This is a genomic window from Bacillus sp. FJAT-45037 (genome assembly GCF_002797325.1).
Lineage (GTDB): Bacteria > Bacillota > Bacilli > Bacillales > Bacillaceae_D > Alkalihalophilus.
This window is the reverse complement of record NZ_KZ454938.1, coordinates 43,322-65,685: the sequence shown is the minus strand read 5'-3', so window position 1 is coordinate 65,685 and position 22,364 is coordinate 43,322. Positions and strand designations below refer to the sequence as shown.

Genomic DNA, 22,364 nt, shown 5'->3' with positions numbered 1-22,364 from the left:
CTTCATCTTACAAGGCAACGGGGAGTATGTCAATAAAAAGTCGAACATTACCAAAATGTCAGACTATTATTGTTCGCTTTCTAGCAGTTTGCCTTCAAAGATGATTTTTTGTCTTACCGGTATGTATTCCACTGTTCTCCCAACTTTCTTCTCTTCAAACACTGGCTCTTCCATTCTTCTCACAGCTTGATAGCCCTCTTTTGTCATACGATCTAGACAGTCGTTAATGGTTTCATTTTCACCGACTTCAAACTTCATTTTCTTCTTCTTACTCATGGATTTTCACCTCTATCTTATCTGTTTAGTCTTTACGCCATTATATCATTTATTTTTTACTCAAAGAAAAAAAGACTAGCTAAGCTAGCCTCTTACTCGTCATAACTCGGAACAGAACGAGCACGATCTTTAAAAACATCTTCATAGTTCGTCGCTTCTTTTAATGCTCTTTCCTCTTCCTTGATTCTCACTCTAAGTATGATGACATTTAAGACCGAAAAAATAAGAGCCGTCCAATACGCTTGAAAAATAAAAGGCAATGCAATAAGCTCCAACGCCACAATAACATAATTCGGGTGACGCATAAATCGGTATGGTCCCTTTGCAACTACTTTTGCTCCAGGCAAAACCATAATTCTTGTATTCCAAAAACGGCCTAATGAAGAGAGTGCCCACACACGGCCGATTTGAGCCACAAGGAAAAGGATTAACGGAATCAGTGACCAACTAGGAACGCTTGCTTTGAATACAGATATCTCAAGCAAAAGAGCAATAAAAAAGAAAGCATGTAAGGAAACAATGTATTTATAATGATCTCTTCCTACCTCGTAACCTCCTTGCTTTTTGATCCATGATGCGTTCTGATTTGCAATAATGACCTCCACGATTCGTTGGATGACTACAAAGCTAATAAATATATAGATATAGCCCATTAATGAACGCCCTCCCACTGAATCAATACAAGCTCTGAACAAAAACCAGGTCCGAGTGCAGCCATTAATCCATAAGCCCCTGGTTCTCTTTCTACTTGCATAAATTTTTCAAGAACATAAAGCACAGTGGGTGAAGACATATTCCCATGTTTTTGTAACACCTCTCTTGAGATCTCCGTCATTGATTCTGGCATCGATAACGTTTCCTCGTAAGCTTCTAACACCTTTTTCCCACCTGGATGGGCAACAAAGGCATCAATCTGACCTGATTCAATTCCATTTTTCATAAGGAAATCTTCTACATTCGGTTTCAACCATTTTTTTATGATTAAAGGAATATCCCTTGAAAACACAACATGAAGACCAGTATCTTTCACATCCCATCCCATGACTTCCTCTGAATGTGGCATTAGCGTACTCAATGTAGACTTAATAACCGGACGGACAGATTTCGCTATATTGTTTATCATCATAGATTCGTCCCCTGAAACAAGGGCACATGCAATACCATCTGCAAAAAGAGAAGTGCCTACTAGATTACTCTTAGAACGATCATTGCGCTGAAACGTGAGGCTACATAACTCAATACAAACAACAAGTACATTTGATTCTGGATACGCCTTACAATATTCAAAAGCACGACTTATCCCCGCTGCTCCCCCGGCACAACCAAGTCCCCAAAGTGGAATTCTTTTTGTATGAGGAGAAAAAGGAAGCACATTCATAATGCGTGCATCAATACTAGGTGTTGACATCCCTGAACTAGACACTAAAATAATAGCATCAATTTCCTCTAATTGAACATCTTCTTGTAGAAACAAACGATTGGTTACACATTTCATAATGCCTTCTGCTCCGTATTTTGTCGCAAGTTCAATGTATAGATCATTCTTTTCTTGCAACGAATGCTCTTCTTTAAACCACTCAATCGGTACAGCCAACTGTCTTTCATTAATTTGACCATTAGCAAATACGTTGAGGAGTCTTTCGATATCTTGATAACTTTCACTAAATAACTCACGTGCAAATTCTGTTGTCGTATCCTGTGTTAATGTATGGGGCGGTGCATACGAACTAATTGATATGATTGACGGCATAATGTGACCACCTATCCTATTGATGTGGTCTTATATTGCCCTAATCCATCATTTCCATTCATTTACTACAATGTAAAAAATGAATGTTGAATGATGATGCACTTGAACCATAATTGTCTTAAGAAAAAAATCACAATACGTACCATCATTGATCTAGTCGACTAATTTTGTTAGATAGGTGATGACTCCCTTTCTCCCTAAGAATTTTATTGTTCCAATCGTACGCATAACTTGTTCAACGATACCTTGATCTTCTAGCTTATTTATTAACTCTTCAATGGTCACTTTCTTATTAGAAATAGGGGAAATGAGTATATCCTCTTTTATTATTCCAAATTCAATACACAAATATCGCTCCATCAGCAGATCCCCCTTCCATATATCAAATATAGCCTCGTTAGATTCTTGTATTAAGAAGTAAGTATATTGATCTTACCCCACACAAATTTGTCCGTTCAATACCTTTGTCGGATGTTCTGACATGATATTTTTCTAAACAAGTTCTCCGTTCAAAGGGACACCTTCTCCCCTTTGAACATATAGTAAATAAAAGATGACAACCCTCACACCGGTTTTGTTTATTATTAGACAGGTTTATACGTCATCTCATTTTATGTTCGAGTAAGAGAGGAGTGTACTCATGATAAAAGAATTAAAGTCCCTTTTTCTGTGCTTCTTTGTATTCTTAGTAGTTTGCTATAGTCTTGTTACGTATCTAGGTTATCAGATGATAGAAACGAGAACCGATCGGGTGATGTCGCTACAAGAAGAGATCATAGTAAAACATGAAGCAGGACAATCTGTCACAAGTGAATTAAGACAGTATAATGTCGAACGTCATACATTAGAAAATCAACATAGACTTCTATATACGTGGTACTTTAAATACGTATTTGATTATCCTCATCTACCTCCAATATATTGGGATCGACATCAGACTGAATTAATTATTGAATGATTCTCTCTAAATAATTTAGTTCATTGTCATGAAATCTTCTATCGATCGGCATTAACTATTTATTCATGTTAATAACTCGATCCTACTATTTAATCTTATGATTAGATAAAAGTGGCTATGTTAACGGCTTGAGTCGTTTATTTAAAGAAGCACACTAACTGAGTCTTGTAAAATCAAAAGAAAGCATCCCATAAACGGAATGCTTTTTAAGTGCTCGGTAACGTCCTGGCTCATCCATATTCTCCTACAGAGAAGACCCCAGTTATGCAACTCTTGCTTCGAAGTACCTCGCTAGAAAGAAATCATCTAAAAAGAACATGTGCATTTTTTCTTCAAGTGCTTGATTCAGATGGAACTTACCAATAAATTCTTATATTACCTTACCTATCCATTTACATAGACAAAAAAAAGCATCCCATAAATGGAATGCTTTTTAGATGCTTGGCAACGTCCTACTCTCACAGGGGGAAGCCCCCAACTACCATCGGCGCAAAAGAGCTTAACGTCCGTGTTCGGCATGGGAACGGGTGTGACCTCTTTGCTATCGCCACCAAACTTATCACTTCAGATGATCGGCAGATTTCTTCGTCAGCTTCCTTGTTCCTATCCTCACGTATGCTTGATACGCTCCGGGTAGGACCTACGTTGCTTCCTCGAACTCTTTGATCCTCTTCGTGAATAATATAAAATTGAGAGTTGTTCTCTCAAAACTAGATAATGCCCACAGGACGTGGGTACCAGGCGTTGCGACAGGACGTCGCGAACTTAGCGTGGTTTCGTAAACATGTGTCAAGAATAATTTTGGATAAGTCCTCGACCGATTAGTATCTGTCAGCTCCACGTGTCGCCACGCTTCCACACCAGACCTATCAACCTCATCATCTCTAAGGGGTCTTACTGGATTAACTCCATGGGAAATCTCATCTCGAGGGGGGCTTCATGCTTAGATGCTTTCAGCACTTATCCCGTCCACACGTAGCTACCCAGCGATGCTCCTGGCGGAACAACTGGTACACCAGCGGTGTGTCCATCCCGGTCCTCTCGTACTAAGGACAGCTCCTCTCAAATTTCCTGCGCCCGCGACGGATAGGGACCGAACTGTCTCACGACGTTCTGAACCCAGCTCGCGTACCGCTTTAATGGGCGAACAGCCCAACCCTTGGGACCTACTTCAGCCCCAGGATGCGATGAGCCGACATCGAGGTGCCAAACCTCCCCGTCGATGTGGACTCTTGGGGGAGATAAGCCTGTTATCCCCAGGGTAGCTTTTATCCGTTGAGCGATGGCCCTTCCATGCGGAACCACCGGATCACTAAGCCCGACTTTCGTCCCTGCTCGACTTGTAGGTCTCGCAGTCAAGCTCCCTTATGCCTTTGCACTCTTCGAATGATTTCCAACCATTCTGAGGGAACCTTTGGGCGCCTCCGTTACTGTTTAGGAGGCGACCGCCCCAGTCAAACTGCCCACCTGACACTGTCCCTGAACCGGATCACGGTCCGAGGTTAGAATGTCAGCACAGTCAGGGTAGTATCCCACCGACGCCTCCGTCGAAGCTGGCGCTCCGACTTCCAAGGCTCCTACCTATCCTGTACAAACTGTACCAACATCCAATATCAAGCTACAGTAAAGCTCCATGGGGTCTTTCCGTCCTGTCGCGGGTAACCTGCATCTTCACAGGTACTATAATTTCACCGGGTCTCTCGTTGAGACAGTATCCAAATCGTTACACCATTCGTGCGGGTCGGAACTTACCCGACAAGGAATTTCGCTACCTTAGGACCGTTATAGTTACGGCCGCCGTTTACTGGGGCTTCAATTCAGAGCTTCTCCCAAAGGATAACCCCTCCTCTTAACCTTCCAGCACCGGGCAGGTGTCAGCCCCTATACTTCGCCTTGCGGCTTCGCAGAGACCTGTGTTTTTGCTAAACAGTCGCTTGGATCTATTCACTGCGGCTCTCTCGGGCATACACCCTAATAGAGCACCCCTTCTCCCGAAGTTACGGGGTCATTTTGCCGAGTTCCTTAACGAGAGTTCTCCCGAGCGTCTTAGAATTCTCTTCTCGCCTACCTGTGTCGGTTTGCGGTACGGGCACCTCTCACCTCGCTAGAGGCTTTTCTAGGCAGTGTAGGATCAGGAACTTCGGTACTAAATTTCCCTCGCCATCACAACTCAGCCTTCGCGAGAAGCGGATTTGCCTACTTCTCAGCCTAATTGCTTGGACGCGCATATCCATCAGCGCGCTTACCCTACCTTACTGCGTCCCCCCATTACTCAAACGGTGAGGAGGTGGTACAGGAATTTCAACCTGTTGTCCATCGCCTACGCTTTTCAGCCTCGGCTTAGGTCCCGACTTACCCTGAGCGGACGAGCCTTCCTCAGGAAACCTTGGGCTTTCGACGGAGGGGATTCTCACCCCTCTTTTCGCTACTCATACCGGCATTCTCACTTCTAAGCGCTCCACCAGTCCTTACGATCTGACTTCGCTGCACTTAGAACGCTCCCCTACCACTGACACCAAAGGTGTCAATCCATAGCTTCGGTGATACGTTTAGCCCCGGTACATTTTCGGCGCAGAGTCACTCGACCAGTGAGCTATTACGCACTCTTTAAATGGTGGCTGCTTCTAAGCCAACATCCTGGTTGTCTGGGCAACTCCACATCCTTTTCCACTTAACGTATACTTGGGGACCTTAGCTGATGGTCTGGGCTGTTTCCCTCTTGACTACGGATCTTAGCACTCGCAGTCTGACTCCCGAGTAAAAGTTTTTGGCATTCGGAGTTTGACTGAATTCGGTAATCCTGTGGGGACCCCTAGTCCAATCAGTGCTCTACCTCCAAAACTCTCAACCTCGAGGCTAGCCCTAAAGCTATTTCGGGGAGAACCAGCTATTTCCGAGTTCGATTGGCATTTCACCCCTACCCACACCTCATCCCCGCATTTTTCAACATGCGTGGGTTCGGGCCTCCATTCAGTGTTACCTGAACTTCACCCTGGACATGGGTAGATCACACGGTTTCGGGTCTACGACGTCGTACTTCATCGCCCTATTCAGACTCGCTTTCGCTACGGCTCCGCCTTATCAGCTTAACCTTGCACGACATCGTAACTCGCCGGTTCATTCTACAAAAGGCACGCTGTCACCCGTTAATGGGCTCCAACTAGTTGTAGGCACACGGTTTCAGGATCTGTTTCACTCCCCTTCCGGGGTGCTTTTCACCTTTCCCTCACGGTACTGGTTCACTATCGGTCACTAGGGAGTATTTAGCCTTGGGAGATGGTCCTCCCGGATTCCGACGGGGTTTCACGTGTCCCGCCGTACTCAGGATCCACTCAGGAGAAAATAGAATTTCGACTACAGGGCTGTTACCTTGTACCGCGGACCTTTCCAGATCGCTTCGCCTATCCTATTTCTTTGTAACTCCGTATTGAGTGTCCTACAACCCCAAGAGGCAAGCCTCTTGGTTTGGGCTGTTACCGTTTCGCTCGCCGCTACTCAGGTAATCGCATTTGCTTTCTCTTCCTCTGGGTACTTAGATGTTTCAGTTCCCCAGGTCTGCCTCCTCATGCCCTATGTATTCAGGCATGGGTACTATTCCATTACGAATAGTGGGTTCCCCCATTCGGATACCCTCGGATCAACGTTTACTTACAACTTCCCGAGGCATTTCGCTGTTCGTCGCGTCCTTCTTCGGCTCCTAGTGCCAAGGCATTCACCGTGCGCCCTTTCTAACTTAACCAAAAAAAATTAAAAAAGGTTGTTGAATTCTTGACATTCTCGTTCAATCTTTCGATGAACGTTCATGTTTACATTTCATTATCTAGTTTTCAAAGAACAATGCTTACAGGATGTAAGTACCAGGCGTTGCAACAGGACGTTGCGAACTTAGCGTGGTTCCTTATTCCCTTAGCTTATGTTGAGAGTTTTGTGTTCTCTCAAAACTGAACAAAAGATCCAAAGCGCATATGACCCAAGGTCATACATCGACTAGAGTTAAAATACTCCATAGAAAGGAGGTGATCCAGCCGCACCTTCCGATACGGCTACCTTGTTACGACTTCACCCCAATCATCTGTCCCACCTTAGGCGGCTGGCTCCATAAAGGTTACCCCACCGACTTCGGGTGTTACAAACTCTCGTGGTGTGACGGGCGGTGTGTACAAGGCCCGGGAACGTATTCACCGCGGCATGCTGATCCGCGATTACTAGCAATTCCGGCTTCATGTAGGCGAGTTGCAGCCTACAATCCGAACTGAGAATGGCTTTATGGGATTCGCTCAACCTCGCGGTTTTGCAGCCCTTTGTACCATCCATTGTAGCACGTGTGTAGCCCAGGTCATAAGGGGCATGATGATTTGACGTCGTCCCCACCTTCCTCCGGTTTGTCACCGGCAGTCACCTTAGAGTGCCCAACTGAATGCTGGCAACTAAGATCAAGGGTTGCGCTCGTTGCGGGACTTAACCCAACATCTCACGACACGAGCTGACGACAACCATGCACCACCTGTCACTTTGTCCCCCGAAGGGGAAAGCCCTATCTCTAGGGTGGTCAAAGGATGTCAAGACCTGGTAAGGTTCTTCGCGTTGCTTCGAATTAAACCACATGCTCCACTGCTTGTGCGGGCCCCCGTCAATTCCTTTGAGTTTCAACCTTGCGGTCGTACTCCCCAGGCGGAGTGCTTAATGTGTTAACTTCGGCACTAAGGGCATCGAAACCCCTAACACCTAGCACTCATCGTTTACGGCGTGGACTACCAGGGTATCTAATCCTGTTTGCTCCCCACGCTTTCGCGCCTCAGCGTCAGTTACAGACCAGAGAGTCGCCTTCGCCACTGGTGTTCCTCCACATATCTACGCATTTCACCGCTACACGTGGAATTCCACTCTCCTCTTCTGTACTCAAGTCTCCCAGTTTCCAATGACCCTCCACGGTTGAGCCGTGGGCTTTCACATCAGACTTAAAAGACCGCCTGCGCGCGCTTTACGCCCAATAATTCCGGACAACGCTTGCCACCTACGTATTACCGCGGCTGCTGGCACGTAGTTAGCCGTGGCTTTCTGGTTAGGTACCGTCAAGGTGCCGCCTTATTCAAACGGCACTTGTTCTTCCCTAACAACAGAGCTTTACGATCCGAAAACCTTCATCACTCACGCGGCGTTGCTCCGTCAGACTTTCGTCCATTGCGGAAGATTCCCTACTGCTGCCTCCCGTAGGAGTCTGGGCCGTGTCTCAGTCCCAGTGTGGCCGATCACCCTCTCAGGTCGGCTACGCATCGTCGCCTTGGTAAGCCATTACCTTACCAACTAGCTAATGCGCCGCGGGCCCATCTATAAGTGATAGCCGAAGCCATCTTTTACCTTTCCTCCATGTGGAGAAAAGGATTACCCGGTATTAGCCCCGGTTTCCCGGAGTTATCCCAATCTTATAGGTAGGTTGCCCACGTGTTACTCACCCGTCCGCCGCTAATCAATAGGAGCAAGCTCCCATTGATCCGCTCGACTTGCATGTATTAGGCACGCCGCCAGCGTTCGTCCTGAGCCAGGATCAAACTCTCCATAAAAGTGTTTGATTGCTCAAAATAAAACATTGACGAGATATCATGTATCTCATTTTTTTCGCTTGGCTTTTGTTCAGTTTTCAAAGAACGTTTTTGTTGCGTCGTTGTTAGCGACTTTATTATCATATCAATCTCAGATTCAAAAGTCAACAACTTTTTAAAAGTGTTTTTTTGTTCCTGTGTTATCTTTTGTAGCAACAGATTCTATTTTACCAGCTTAATCGACAACCGTCAACAACTCTTTTGTCATTACTTATTATTTTTCACTAGTGTTGCATTAATTAGTTCACAATATTAAAAAGACTCAAAATCTTCGATTATTTCATTTTAAGCAAAGAAAAAGTCCTTTATAATGGATTTGTTAGGTGGTAACCTGTCCAAATCCAAAAATAAAGGACCAACTCATGGACAAGATTACACGAAAAACTTCATTTGGACAATGGTTTTCACCAATAAATCTTCGATTATTTGAAGAACTAGTGAAAACGTTACATTTAGATTATTATACAAAGAAATTAACGACAGAATCTTTTCTGAAATTGTTGCTGTACGCACAGCTTGAAGAAGTTGAAAGTTTACATGCCTTGATTGATTTTCTTCTCGAAGATGACCTTCAAGGTGGGGTTAACTTAGAGTCTATCAGTGTCTCTCAGTTATCAAGACGGTTAAATGGGATGAACCCAGAGATTTTTCATAGGTTGTTCCTTGATTTAGTCACTCAAATTCAGGATCAAACCACGGGAAAGAAACGGAGTATGCCATTAAAGGTGATTGACTCAAGTACACTTCCGTTGAACCTGACCAATCATAAATGGGCGAAACTCCGCCAAACGAAGGCAGGAGTAAAGCTACATTTACGCCTTGTATTCATGAAAGAAGGATCTTCTTATCCAGAAAAGGCTGTGCTGACACCAGCTAAAGAACATGACCGTAACCAACTAGAAGTGATGGTGGATGACAAAGAATGCATGTATGTGTTTGATCGCGGTTATCTCGATTATGAACGGTTTGATCGAATGACAGATGAGGGGTATTTTTTCCTCTCTAGACTACGTAAAAATGCCGTTGTACATGTGGTTGATGAATTCGAACTACCGCCTGAAACCAATGTACACACGGATCAAATGGTCTTGATTGGAACCACTCAAAATCGGGCAGAAAACGTCTTTCGTCTCTTGAAGGTTGCCGATTCAAAAGGCAATGAACTAAAACTGATCACGAACCGATTTGATGTGAGCGCAGAAGAAATTTCAGAGATGTATCGATCACGCTGGGCGATTGAATTGTTCTTTAAGTGGATCAAACAACACCTTAGGGTCAAGAAATTCTATGGTCAAAGTGAAGAGGCTATCGAGAATCAAGTATTCATTGCACTCATAGCCTTTAGCTTGAACGTGCTGATTCAACTCAAAACAAATAGTAAGAAAACACTCTTGCAGATCACCAGGTACTTGCGGGCACTTTTGTGGAAATCAGCGCATTATTGGGAACGAAAGATCAAAGGGAAAACCGTTCCTTAAACCAAGTCATGTCGTCGTCACTCACGTTTAATTGTAAATATTTTTCCAAATGGACAGAGCCACCTTTGCTTGGGTACTAGCTTTTTTGGCTCAAACGGGAAGAAAAACAAAGACTGAATTTTCAATCGTTATTTATGCAACACTAGTGATTATTTTTATCATTATTTTTTTCTTGAATAATCAACTTTTAATTTAACAAACACCCAATCACCTGATAGCAAATTCTTGCTTACTCCTACGGACTTAAAAACTCTTTCACATCATACAGATCATTTTATATAGATGAAAAGCATCTTTTAAATAGAGTTGTGGCGTTCAACAATTAATCACAGAAGCCTACCCTATCCATTTACATAGACAAAAAAAAGCATCCCATAAATGGAATGCTTTTTAGATGCTTGGCAACGTCCTACTCTCACAGGGGGAAGCCCCCAACTACCATCGGCGCAAAAGAGCTTAACGTCCGTGTTCGGCATGGGAACGGGTGTGACCTCTTTGCTATCGCCACCAAACTAGAAAATTGAGAGTTAGTTGTTCTCTCAAAACTAGATAATGCCCACAGGACGTGGGTACCAGGCGTTGCGACAGGACGTCGCGAACTTAGCGTGGTTTCGTAAACATGTGTCAAGAATAGTTTTGGATAAGTCCTCGACCGATTAGTATCTGTCAGCTCCACGTGTCGCCACGCTTCCACACCAGACCTATCAACCTCATCATCTCTAAGGGGTCTTACTGGATTAACTCCATGGGAAATCTCATCTCGAGGGGGGCTTCATGCTTAGATGCTTTCAGCACTTATCCCGTCCACACGTAGCTACCCAGCGATGCTCCTGGCGGAACAACTGGTACACCAGCGGTGTGTCCATCCCGGTCCTCTCGTACTAAGGACAGCTCCTCTCAAATTTCCTGCGCCCGCGACGGATAGGGACCGAACTGTCTCACGACGTTCTGAACCCAGCTCGCGTACCGCTTTAATGGGCGAACAGCCCAACCCTTGGGACCTACTTCAGCCCCAGGATGCGATGAGCCGACATCGAGGTGCCAAACCTCCCCGTCGATGTGGACTCTTGGGGGAGATAAGCCTGTTATCCCCAGGGTAGCTTTTATCCGTTGAGCGATGGCCCTTCCATGCGGAACCACCGGATCACTAAGCCCGACTTTCGTCCCTGCTCGACTTGTAGGTCTCGCAGTCAAGCTCCCTTATGCCTTTGCACTCTTCGAATGATTTCCAACCATTCTGAGGGAACCTTTGGGCGCCTCCGTTACTGTTTAGGAGGCGACCGCCCCAGTCAAACTGCCCACCTGACACTGTCCCTGAACCGGATCACGGTCCGAGGTTAGAATGTCAGCACAGTCAGGGTAGTATCCCACCGACGCCTCCGTCGAAGCTGGCGCTCCGACTTCCAAGGCTCCTACCTATCCTGTACAAACTGTACCAACATCCAATATCAAGCTACAGTAAAGCTCCATGGGGTCTTTCCGTCCTGTCGCGGGTAACCTGCATCTTCACAGGTACTATAATTTCACCGGGTCTCTCGTTGAGACAGTATCCAAATCGTTACACCATTCGTGCGGGTCGGAACTTACCCGACAAGGAATTTCGCTACCTTAGGACCGTTATAGTTACGGCCGCCGTTTACTGGGGCTTCAATTCAGAGCTTCTCCCAAAGGATAACCCCTCCTCTTAACCTTCCAGCACCGGGCAGGTGTCAGCCCCTATACTTCGCCTTGCGGCTTCGCAGAGACCTGTGTTTTTGCTAAACAGTCGCTTGGATCTATTCACTGCGGCTCTCTCGGGCATACACCCTAATAGAGCACCCCTTCTCCCGAAGTTACGGGGTCATTTTGCCGAGTTCCTTAACGAGAGTTCTCCCGAGCGTCTTAGAATTCTCTTCTCGCCTACCTGTGTCGGTTTGCGGTACGGGCACCTCTCACCTCGCTAGAGGCTTTTCTAGGCAGTGTAGGATCAGGAACTTCGGTACTAAATTTCCCTCGCCATCACAACTCAGCCTTCGCGAGAAGCGGATTTGCCTACTTCTCAGCCTAATTGCTTGGACGCGCATATCCATCAGCGCGCTTACCCTACCTTACTGCGTCCCCCCATTACTCAAACGGTGAGGAGGTGGTACAGGAATTTCAACCTGTTGTCCATCGCCTACGCTTTTCAGCCTCGGCTTAGGTCCCGACTTACCCTGAGCGGACGAGCCTTCCTCAGGAAACCTTGGGCTTTCGACGGAGGGGATTCTCACCCCTCTTTTCGCTACTCATACCGGCATTCTCACTTCTAAGCGCTCCACCAGTCCTTACGATCTGACTTCGCTGCACTTAGAACGCTCCCCTACCACTGACACCAAAGGTGTCAATCCATAGCTTCGGTGATACGTTTAGCCCCGGTACATTTTCGGCGCAGAGTCACTCGACCAGTGAGCTATTACGCACTCTTTAAATGGTGGCTGCTTCTAAGCCAACATCCTGGTTGTCTGGGCAACTCCACATCCTTTTCCACTTAACGTATACTTGGGGACCTTAGCTGATGGTCTGGGCTGTTTCCCTCTTGACTACGGATCTTAGCACTCGCAGTCTGACTCCCGAGTAAAAGTTTTTGGCATTCGGAGTTTGACTGAATTCGGTAATCCTGTGGGGACCCCTAGTCCAATCAGTGCTCTACCTCCAAAACTCTCAACCTCGAGGCTAGCCCTAAAGCTATTTCGGGGAGAACCAGCTATTTCCGAGTTCGATTGGCATTTCACCCCTACCCACACCTCATCCCCGCATTTTTCAACATGCGTGGGTTCGGGCCTCCATTCAGTGTTACCTGAACTTCACCCTGGACATGGGTAGATCACACGGTTTCGGGTCTACGACGTCGTACTTCATCGCCCTATTCAGACTCGCTTTCGCTACGGCTCCGCCTTATCAGCTTAACCTTGCACGACATCGTAACTCGCCGGTTCATTCTACAAAAGGCACGCTGTCACCCGTTAATGGGCTCCAACTAGTTGTAGGCACACGGTTTCAGGATCTGTTTCACTCCCCTTCCGGGGTGCTTTTCACCTTTCCCTCACGGTACTGGTTCACTATCGGTCACTAGGGAGTATTTAGCCTTGGGAGATGGTCCTCCCGGATTCCGACGGGGTTTCACGTGTCCCGCCGTACTCAGGATCCACTCAGGAGAAAATAGAATTTCGACTACAGGGCTGTTACCTTGTACCGCGGACCTTTCCAGATCGCTTCGCCTATCCTATTTCTTTGTAACTCCGTATTGAGTGTCCTACAACCCCAAGAGGCAAGCCTCTTGGTTTGGGCTGTTACCGTTTCGCTCGCCGCTACTCAGGTAATCGCATTTGCTTTCTCTTCCTCTGGGTACTTAGATGTTTCAGTTCCCCAGGTCTGCCTCCTCATGCCCTATGTATTCAGGCATGGGTACTATTCCATTACGAATAGTGGGTTCCCCCATTCGGATACCCTCGGATCAACGTTTACTTACAACTTCCCGAGGCATTTCGCTGTTCGTCGCGTCCTTCTTCGGCTCCTAGTGCCAAGGCATTCACCGTGCGCCCTTTCTAACTTAACCAAAAAAAATTAAAAAAGGTTGTTGAATTCTTGACATTCTCGTTCAATCTTTCGATGAACAATCATGTTTACATTTCATTATCTAGTTTTCAAAGAACAATGCTTACAGGATGTAAATACCAGGCGTTGCAACAGGACGTTGCGAACTTAGCGTGGTTCCTTATTCCCTTAGCTTATGTTGAGAGTTTTGTGTTCTCTCAAAACTGAACAAAAGATCCAAAGCGCATATGACCCAAGGTCATACATCGACTAGAGTTAAAATACTCCATAGAAAGGAGGTGATCCAGCCGCACCTTCCGATACGGCTACCTTGTTACGACTTCACCCCAATCATCTGTCCCACCTTAGGCGGCTGGCTCCATAAAGGTTACCCCACCGACTTCGGGTGTTACAAACTCTCGTGGTGTGACGGGCGGTGTGTACAAGGCCCGGGAACGTATTCACCGCGGCATGCTGATCCGCGATTACTAGCAATTCCGGCTTCATGTAGGCGAGTTGCAGCCTACAATCCGAACTGAGAATGGCTTTATGGGATTCGCTCAACCTCGCGGTTTTGCAGCCCTTTGTACCATCCATTGTAGCACGTGTGTAGCCCAGGTCATAAGGGGCATGATGATTTGACGTCGTCCCCACCTTCCTCCGGTTTGTCACCGGCAGTCACCTTAGAGTGCCCAACTGAATGCTGGCAACTAAGATCAAGGGTTGCGCTCGTTGCGGGACTTAACCCAACATCTCACGACACGAGCTGACGACAACCATGCACCACCTGTCACTTTGTCCCCCGAAGGGGAAAGCCCTATCTCTAGGGTGGTCAAAGGATGTCAAGACCTGGTAAGGTTCTTCGCGTTGCTTCGAATTAAACCACATGCTCCACTGCTTGTGCGGGCCCCCGTCAATTCCTTTGAGTTTCAACCTTGCGGTCGTACTCCCCAGGCGGAGTGCTTAATGTGTTAACTTCGGCACTAAGGGCATCGAAACCCCTAACACCTAGCACTCATCGTTTACGGCGTGGACTACCAGGGTATCTAATCCTGTTTGCTCCCCACGCTTTCGCGCCTCAGCGTCAGTTACAGACCAGAGAGTCGCCTTCGCCACTGGTGTTCCTCCACATATCTACGCATTTCACCGCTACACGTGGAATTCCACTCTCCTCTTCTGTACTCAAGTCTCCCAGTTTCCAATGACCCTCCACGGTTGAGCCGTGGGCTTTCACATCAGACTTAAAAGACCGCCTGCGCGCGCTTTACGCCCAATAATTCCGGACAACGCTTGCCACCTACGTATTACCGCGGCTGCTGGCACGTAGTTAGCCGTGGCTTTCTGGTTAGGTACCGTCAAGGTGCCGCCTTATTCAAACGGCACTTGTTCTTCCCTAACAACAGAGCTTTACGATCCGAAAACCTTCATCACTCACGCGGCGTTGCTCCGTCAGACTTTCGTCCATTGCGGAAGATTCCCTACTGCTGCCTCCCGTAGGAGTCTGGGCCGTGTCTCAGTCCCAGTGTGGCCGATCACCCTCTCAGGTCGGCTACGCATCGTCGCCTTGGTAAGCCATTACCTTACCAACTAGCTAATGCGCCGCGGGCCCATCTACAAGTGATAGCCGAAGCCATCTTTTACCTTTCCTCCATGTGGAGAAACGGATTACCCGGTATTAGCCCCGGTTTCCCGGAGTTATCCCAATCTTATAGGTAGGTTGCCCACGTGTTACTCACCCGTCCGCCGCTAATCAAAGGGAGCAAGCTCCCTTTGATCCGCTCGACTTGCATGTATTAGGCACGCCGCCAGCGTTCGTCCTGAGCCAGGATCAAACTCTCCATAAAAGTGTTTGATTGCTCAAAATAAAACATTGACGAGATATCATGTATCTCATTTTTTCGCTTGGCTTTTGTTCAGTTTTCAAAGAACGTTTTTGTTGCGTCGTTGTTAGCGACTTTATTATCATATCAATCTCAGATTCAAAAGTCAACAACTTTTTAAAAATGTTTTTTGTTCCTATGTTGTCTTTTGTAGCAACAGATTCTACTTTACCAGCTTAATCGACAACCGTCAACATTTTTTTGAGATTCTTAATTGTTTTTCAGATATTATAAACACGTTAAGCCTTTTACACTCTAAAAAAAGCCAAAAAGAAACGAGGATCTAATATTGCTCCCCCTCTTTTTGACTCGTACTTCTAAATAATAAATTGTTATTTCTTTTTAAGCTTTAATAAGCGTAAGCTATTCAACGTAACGATTAAAGTTGCTCCCATATCAGCAAAAATAGCTAGCCATAATGTTAACCAACCGGGAATAACTAAGATTAGCGCTATTACCTTTATAGTTAATGATAATAATATATTCTGTTTTATAATCCTTAGTGCCTTACGACTTAATTCAATCGTGTATGTTAGTTGATTTAAATCATCTGACATTAGTGCAATATCTGCTGTTTCTAATGCTGTGTCTGTCCCTGCACCACCCATAGCTATTCCTACACTTGAAGCCGCCAACGCTGGTGCATCATTCACTCCATCGCCAACCATAGCGACTTTCCCATGTGATATTTTCAGTTCCTTTATCACATTTAACTTCTCTTCTGGTAAAAGCTCTGCTTGAATGTGCGACATACCAATTTTTCTGCCAAGAGATTTTGCTGTTTGTTCATTGTCACCAGTTAGCATAACTATTTTTTCAATCCCTAATTCATAAAGTCTAATGACAACATTAGCGACAGAACTTCTTACTTCATCTGCTATAGCTAATATGAATATAACCTGTTTTTCTGATCCGAAAATAATGACCGTTTTTCCTTGCTTTTGAAGATTGGAAATTTCCTTTCTCATATCATTAGGAAGTTTCATTTTTAGCTTCTCTTCAAAAAAGGCTAGACTTCCTATAAAGTACATGTCATCTTGTACTCTAGCAGACACACCTCTCCCTGTGTAAGTTTGGAAATCTTCTACACAATAGTCATCAACATCTAAATTGTTTTGCTCTGCTTTTTTTACTACCGCAGTTGCAAGTGGATGTTGCGAGTGCTTCTCAATAGCCGCCGCTATGGTTAAATGGGATTTCTGATATTTATGAAAAGGGATAAGATCTGTAACAACAGGTGTACCTTTTGTTAAAGTACCAGTTTTATCAAATGCTACTACCTTCATTAATCCTGCTTCTTCTAGATAGATACCACCTTTAATTAATACCCCATTTCTTGCGGCATTACCAATGGCCGTTACTATAGCTATCGGAGTTGAAATCACTAATGCACACGGACAACCAACTACCAATACTGTTAATCCTCGATATATCCACTCACTCCATTCAGCATTGAACGCTAGAGGTGGAAACATCACTAAAAATAAAGCAAATAAAATGATTGCTGGTGTATAATACTTTGCAAAACGGTCGACAAATTGTTGAGAAGGTGCCTTTTCTGCTTGAGCTTCTTCTACTAGGTGAATGATTTTTGCTAAAGTACTGTCCTCTACTCGCTTTGTTACATTGACCTCTAAAAGACCCTCTTGGTTCACCGTTCCTGCAAATACAACATCATTTTCTTTCTTATCCACCGGTATCGATTCCCCAGTTATAGTGGCTTGATTTATGTAAGACCTACCTTTTACTACGACTCCATCCATTGCCACTTTTTGTCCAGGTTTTATGATCATTGTATCGCCAATCTGAATCTCTTCTGCCCTAACTACTAATTCTTCACCATGTCGTCTAATTATCGCTTCTTTTGGGGAAAGGTCCATTAATGATTCAATAGATTGCCTAGCCTTATCCATGGAATACCGTTCAAGTGCTTCACTTATGGCAAATAGAATGACAACAATCGCTCCTTCTCCCCACTCCCCAATGGCGGCAGCACCTATGATCGCTACTGTCATTAACGTCGACATATCAAAATTCATTCGAATAAGATTTTTTATCCCTTTTACAAAAAGAGAGTAACCACCAATGATAATTGTTAATGCATAACCGATCACAGGTAGAATATGCTCTTCACCCAATTGTAACCTTAAAAGAAAGCTTCCTATTAAAAATAAAACGGCAAAGTAGACCTTAAGATTAGTTCTTTGTCTCCAAAATGTTACTTGCTTTACCTTTTGTTCATTCTCATGTCGAATTTGTAGATTGTCAAAAGCTCCCGCCTTTTCGATACTTTTTATAGAGACTACACCTTTTACAGTTATTTTAGCTGCACCAAAGTTGACTTTAGCACTCTTAACGCTCGGTATACGCTTTACATTTGCTTCAAATGCTGCAGCACAGTCTGTACAAGTCAAACCTTGAATACGATAGACCTTTTCGTCGGACTTAGACATTAACCATCTCTTCTTTCACATGATTAAGTGTATTCATAATGAATTCACCCATTGAATCATTTCTTAAAGAATAAAAAGCTAACTTACCCTCTTTTCGATATGTAACAATACCCGCTTTATCTAACGTCCGTAAATGATGTGAAGTAGTAGCTACTGTAGCACCAATAATATTAGCTATGTCACATACACATAACTCATTACTTTTACACAACGCATATGAAATTTTTGCTCTATTCTCATCACCTAATATTTTGAATAGTTTTGCCAAAGAAACGATGCTCTCACTCTCCATCATTATTTGGATTGAGTTGACTTTATTTATATCAAAATTATAGACGTCACATGTATCTTTACTCACTTTATCACCTTCACTTTTCATTCAAATATTCATTTGATTATATTATGACCATTAACCTTTTAATATTCAAGTGGAAGTTTGAACGTTTTAGAGAGGCCATTATATCTCTCGATAGAAAATGGAGTTTAAGTATAAGAAAGAAGAAATCAGATGATCATTATAAGATTATACAGACAAAAAAAGCATCCCATAAATGGAATGCTTTTTAAATGCTTGGCAACGTCCTACTCTCACAGGGGGAAGCCCCCAACTACCATCGGCGCAAAAGAGCTTAACGTCCGTGTTCGGCATGGGAACGGGTGTGACCTCTTTGCTATCGCCACCAAACTTATCACTTCAGATGATCGGCAGATTTCTTCGTCAGCTTCCTTCTTCCTATCCTCACGTATGCTTGATACGCTCCGGGTAGGACCTACGTTGCTTCCTCGAACTCTTTGATCCTCTTCGTGAATAATATAAAATTGAGAGTTGTTCTCTCAAAACTAGATAATGCCCACAGGAAGTGGGTACCAGGCGTTGCGACAGGACGTCGCGAACTTAGCGTGGTTTCGTAAACATGTGTCAAGAATAATTTTGGATAAGTCCTCGACCGATTAGTATCTGTCAGCTCCACGTGTCGCCACGCTTCCACACCAGACCTATCAACCTCATCATCTCTAAGGGGTCTTACTGGATTAACTCCATGGGAAATCTCATCTCGAGGGGGGCTTCATGCTTAGATGCTTTCAGCACTTATCCCGTCCACACGTAGCTACCCAGCGATGCTCCTGGCGGAACAACTGGTACACCAGCGGTGTGTCCATCCCGGTCCTCTCGTACTAAGGACAGCTCCTCTCAAATTTCCTGCGCCCGCGACGGATAGGGACCGAACTGTCTCACGACGTTCTGAACCCAGCTCGCGTACCGCTTTAATGGGCGAACAGCCCAACCCTTGGGACCTACTTCAGCCCCAGGATGCGATGAGCCGACATCGAGGTGCCAAACCTCCCCGTCGATGTGGACTCTTGGGGGAGATAAGCCTGTTATCCCCAGGGTAGCTTTTATCCGTTGAGCGATGGCCCTTCCATGCGGAACCACCGGATCACTAAGCCCGACTTTCGTCCCTGCTCGACTTGTAGGTCTCGCAGTCAAGCTCCCTTATGCCTTTGCACTCTTCGAATGATTTCCAACCATTCTGAGGGAACCTTTGGGCGCCTCCGTTACTGTTTAGGAGGCGACCGCCCCAGTCAAACTGCCCACCTGACACTGTCCCTGAACCGGATCACGGTCCGAGGTTAGAATGTCAGCACAGTCAGGGTAGTATCCCACCGACGCCTCCGTCGAAGCTGGCGCTCCGACTTCCAAGGCTCCTACCTATCCTGTACAAACTGTACCAACATCCAATATCAAGCTACAGTAAAGCTCCATGGGGTCTTTCCGTCCTGTCGCGGGTAACCTGCATCTTCACAGGTACTATAATTTCACCGGGTCTCTCGTTGAGACAGTATCCAAATCGTTACACCATTCGTGCGGGTCGGAACTTACCCGACAAGGAATTTCGCTACCTTAGGACCGTTATAGTTACGGCCGCCGTTTACTGGGGCTTCAATTCAGAGCTTCTCCCAAAGGATAACCCCTCCTCTTAACCTTCCAGCACCGGGCAGGTGTCAGCCCCTATACTTCGCCTTGCGGCTTCGCAGAGACCTGTGTTTTTGCTAAACAGTCGCTTGGATCTATTCACTGCGGCTCTCTCGGGCATACACCCTAATAGAGCACCCCTTCTCCCGAAGTTACGGGGTCATTTTGCCGAGTTCCTTAACGAGAGTTCTCCCGAGCGTCTTAGAATTCTCTTCTCGCCTACCTGTGTCGGTTTGCGGTACGGGCACCTCTCACCTCGCTAGAGGCTTTTCTAGGCAGTGTAGGATCAGGAACTTCGGTACTAAATTTCCCTCGCCATCACAACTCAGCCTTCGCGAGAAGCGGATTTGCCTACTTCTCAGCCTAATTGCTTGGACGCGCATATCCATCAGCGCGCTTACCCTACCTTACTGCGTCCCCCCATTACTCAAACGGTGAGGAGGTGGTACAGGAATTTCAACCTGTTGTCCATCGCCTACGCTTTTCAGCCTCGGCTTAGGTCCCGACTTACCCTGAGCGGACGAGCCTTCCTCAGGAAACCTTGGGCTTTCGACGGAGGGGATTCTCACCCCTCTTTTCGCTACTCATACCGGCATTCTCACTTCTAAGCGCTCCACCAGTCCTTACGATCTGACTTCGCTGCACTTAGAACGCTCCCCTACCACTGACACCAAAGGTGTCAATCCATAGCTTCGGTGATACGTTTAGCCCCGGTACATTTTCGGCGCAGAGTCACTCGACCAGTGAGCTATTACGCACTCTTTAAATGGTGGCTGCTTCTAAGCCAACATCCTGGTTGTCTGGGCAACTCCACATCCTTTTCCACTTAACGTATACTTGGGGACCTTAGCTGATGGTCTGGGCTGTTTCCCTCTTGACTACGGATCTTAGCACTCGCAGTCTGACTCCCGAGTAAAAGTTTTTGGCATTCGGAGTTTGACTGAATTCGGTAATCCTGTGGGGACCCCTAGTCCAATCAGTGCTCTACCTCCAAAACTCTCAACCTCGAGGCTAGCCCTAAAGCTATTTCGGGGAGAACCAGCTATTTCCGAGTTCGATTGGCATTTCACCCCTACCCACACCTCATCCCCGCATTTTTCAACATGCGTGGGTTCGGGCCTCCATTCAGTGTTACCTGAACTTCACCCTGGACATGGGTAGATCACACGGTTTCGGGTCTACGACGTCGTACTTCATCGCCCTATTCAGACTCGCTTTCGCTACGGCTCCGCCTTATCAGCTTAACCTTGCACGACATCGTAACTCGCCGGTTCATTCTACAAAAGGCACGCTGTCACCCGTTAATGGGCTCCAACTAGTTGTAGGCACACGGTTTCAGGATCTGTTTCACTCCCCTTCCGGGGTGCTTTTCACCTTTCCCTCACGGTACTGGTTCACTATCGGTCACTAGGGAGTATTTAGCCTTGGGAGATGGTCCTCCCGGATTCCGACGGGGTTTCACGTGTCCCGCCGTACTCAGGATCCACTCAGGAGAAAATAGAATTTCGACTACAGGGCTGTTACCTTGTACCGCGGACCTTTCCAGATCGCTTCGCCTATCCTATTTCTTTGTAACTCCGTATTGAGTGTCCTACAACCCCAAGAGGCAAGCCTCTTGGTTTGGGCTGTTACCGTTTCGCTCGCCGCTACTCAGGTAATCGCATTTGCTTTCTCTTCCTCTGGGTACTTAGATGTTTCAGTTCCCCAGGTCTGCCTCCTCATGCCCTATGTATTCAGGCATGGGTACTATTCCATTACGAATAGTGGGTTCCCCCATTCGGATACCCTCGGATCAACGTTTACTTACAACTTCCCGAGGCATTTCGCTGTTCGTCGCGTCCTTCTTCGGCTCCTAGTGCCAAGGCATTCACCGTGCGCCCTTTCTAACTTAACCAAAAAAAATTAAAAAAGGTTGTTGAATTCTTGACATTCTCGTTCAATCTTTCGATGAACGTTCATGTTTACATTTCATTATCTAGTTTTCAAAGAACAATGCTTACAGGATGTAAGTACCAGGCGTTGCAACAGGACGTTGCGAACTTAGCGTGGTTCCTTATTCCCTTAGCTTATGTTGAGAGTTTTGTGTTCTCTCAAAACTGAACAAAAGATCCAAAGCGCATATGACCCAAGGTCATACATCGACTAGAGTTAAAATACTCCATAGAAAGGAGGTGATCCAGCCGCACCTTCCGATACGGCTACCTTGTTACGACTTCACCCCAATCATCTGTCCCACCTTAGGCGGCTGGCTCCATAAAGGTTACCCCACCGACTTCGGGTGTTACAAACTCTCGTGGTGTGACGGGCGGTGTGTACAAGGCCCGGGAACGTATTCACCGCGGCATGCTGATCCGCGATTACTAGCAATTCCGGCTTCATGTAGGCGAGTTGCAGCCTACAATCCGAACTGAGAATGGCTTTATGGGATTCGCTCAACCTCGC

Annotated in this window: 8 protein-coding genes, 8 rRNA genes and 1 other annotated feature (1 of these 17 cut by a window edge); of the genes, 2 read left to right on the top strand and 14 right to left on the bottom strand. The window is 46.0% G+C overall.

The annotated features are described in order from the left end of the window. Positions 1-66: 66 nt before the first annotated feature. From CDZ88_RS00290 to CDZ88_RS00275, 4 genes are all read right to left on the bottom strand, one after another. The gene (locus CDZ88_RS00290; RefSeq protein ID WP_100371648.1) at positions 67-276 is read right to left on the bottom strand and encodes an NETI motif-containing protein; all 210 of its coding nucleotides are present in this window, start codon (positions 274-276) and stop codon (positions 67-69) included. A 92-nt stretch (positions 277-368) separates the two neighbouring features. Next, the gene (locus tag CDZ88_RS00285; protein ID WP_100371647.1) at positions 369-929 is read right to left on the bottom strand and encodes an isoprenylcysteine carboxyl methyltransferase family protein; all 561 of its coding nucleotides are present in this window, start codon (positions 927-929) and stop codon (positions 369-371) included. Then, the gene (locus tag CDZ88_RS00280) at positions 929-2,026 is read right to left on the bottom strand and encodes a type III polyketide synthase (RefSeq protein ID WP_100371646.1); all 1,098 of its coding nucleotides are present in this window, start codon (positions 2,024-2,026) and stop codon (positions 929-931) included. Before CDZ88_RS00280 ends, CDZ88_RS00285 begins: the two co-directional genes overlap by 1 nt. Before the next feature lie 153 nt (positions 2,027-2,179). Further along, on the bottom strand, positions 2,180-2,386 hold the full coding sequence (locus tag CDZ88_RS00275) for a hypothetical protein (RefSeq protein WP_100371645.1): 207 nt from the start codon (positions 2,384-2,386) through the stop codon (positions 2,180-2,182). Positions 2,387-2,666: 280 nt separating this feature from the next. Here CDZ88_RS00275 and CDZ88_RS00270 point away from each other — a divergent pair, with 280 nt between their 5' ends. Beyond that, positions 2,667-2,984, top strand: coding sequence for a hypothetical protein (locus CDZ88_RS00270; protein ID WP_100371644.1), 318 nt, complete (start codon positions 2,667-2,669; stop codon positions 2,982-2,984). A gap of 439 nt (positions 2,985-3,423) precedes the next feature. Here the strand turns inward: CDZ88_RS00270 and rrf (CDZ88_RS00265) are convergent. The 3 genes from rrf (CDZ88_RS00265) to CDZ88_RS00255 all read right to left on the bottom strand — a co-directional run bounded on the left by rrf (CDZ88_RS00265) (position 3,424) and on the right by CDZ88_RS00255 (position 8,545). After that, positions 3,424-3,539, bottom strand: a 5S ribosomal RNA gene (gene rrf / locus CDZ88_RS00265). A 246-nt stretch (positions 3,540-3,785) separates the two neighbouring features. Continuing rightward, positions 3,786-6,723 (bottom strand): 23S ribosomal RNA (locus CDZ88_RS00260). A 270-nt stretch (positions 6,724-6,993) separates the two neighbouring features. Beyond that, positions 6,994-8,545: ribosomal RNA gene (locus CDZ88_RS00255) — 16S ribosomal RNA — on the bottom strand. A gap of 401 nt (positions 8,546-8,946) precedes the next feature. Here CDZ88_RS00255 and CDZ88_RS00250 point away from each other — a divergent pair. Continuing rightward, positions 8,947-10,062: an IS4 family transposase gene (locus CDZ88_RS00250; protein ID WP_100371643.1), complete on the top strand. Its 1,116-nt coding sequence runs from the start codon at positions 8,947-8,949 to the stop codon at positions 10,060-10,062. A gap of 396 nt (positions 10,063-10,458) precedes the next feature. Here CDZ88_RS00250 and rrf (CDZ88_RS00245) read toward each other — a convergent pair. The 7 genes from rrf (CDZ88_RS00245) to CDZ88_RS00215 form a co-directional block, all read right to left on the bottom strand. Next, positions 10,459-10,574, bottom strand: a 5S ribosomal RNA gene (gene rrf, locus CDZ88_RS00245). 124 nt (positions 10,575-10,698) lie between these two features. Further along, a 23S ribosomal RNA gene (locus tag CDZ88_RS00240) occupies positions 10,699-13,636 on the bottom strand. Between the two features lie 270 nt (positions 13,637-13,906). Continuing rightward, a 16S ribosomal RNA gene (locus CDZ88_RS00235) occupies positions 13,907-15,458 on the bottom strand. Together the 16S, 23S and 5S rRNA genes form the textbook arrangement of a ribosomal RNA operon. Positions 15,459-15,826: 368 nt before the next feature. Continuing rightward, positions 15,827-17,947 (bottom strand): heavy metal translocating P-type ATPase, encoded by a 2,121-nt coding sequence (locus tag CDZ88_RS00230; protein WP_100371642.1) that lies wholly within the window; start codon positions 17,945-17,947, stop codon positions 15,827-15,829. Continuing rightward, the gene (locus CDZ88_RS00225) at positions 17,940-18,326 is read right to left on the bottom strand and encodes an ArsR/SmtB family transcription factor (RefSeq protein WP_100371641.1); all 387 of its coding nucleotides are present in this window, start codon (positions 18,324-18,326) and stop codon (positions 17,940-17,942) included. Before CDZ88_RS00225 ends, CDZ88_RS00230 begins: the two co-directional genes overlap by 8 nt. Positions 18,327-18,516: 190 nt before the next feature. Then, a 5S ribosomal RNA gene (gene rrf, locus CDZ88_RS00220) occupies positions 18,517-18,632 on the bottom strand. Between the two features lie 246 nt (positions 18,633-18,878). Next, a 23S ribosomal RNA gene (locus CDZ88_RS00215) occupies positions 18,879-21,816 on the bottom strand. A 270-nt stretch (positions 21,817-22,086) separates the two neighbouring features. Then, positions 22,087-22,364: a sequence feature (16S ribosomal RNA rRNA prediction is too short), on the bottom strand; it runs 213 nt beyond the window's last position.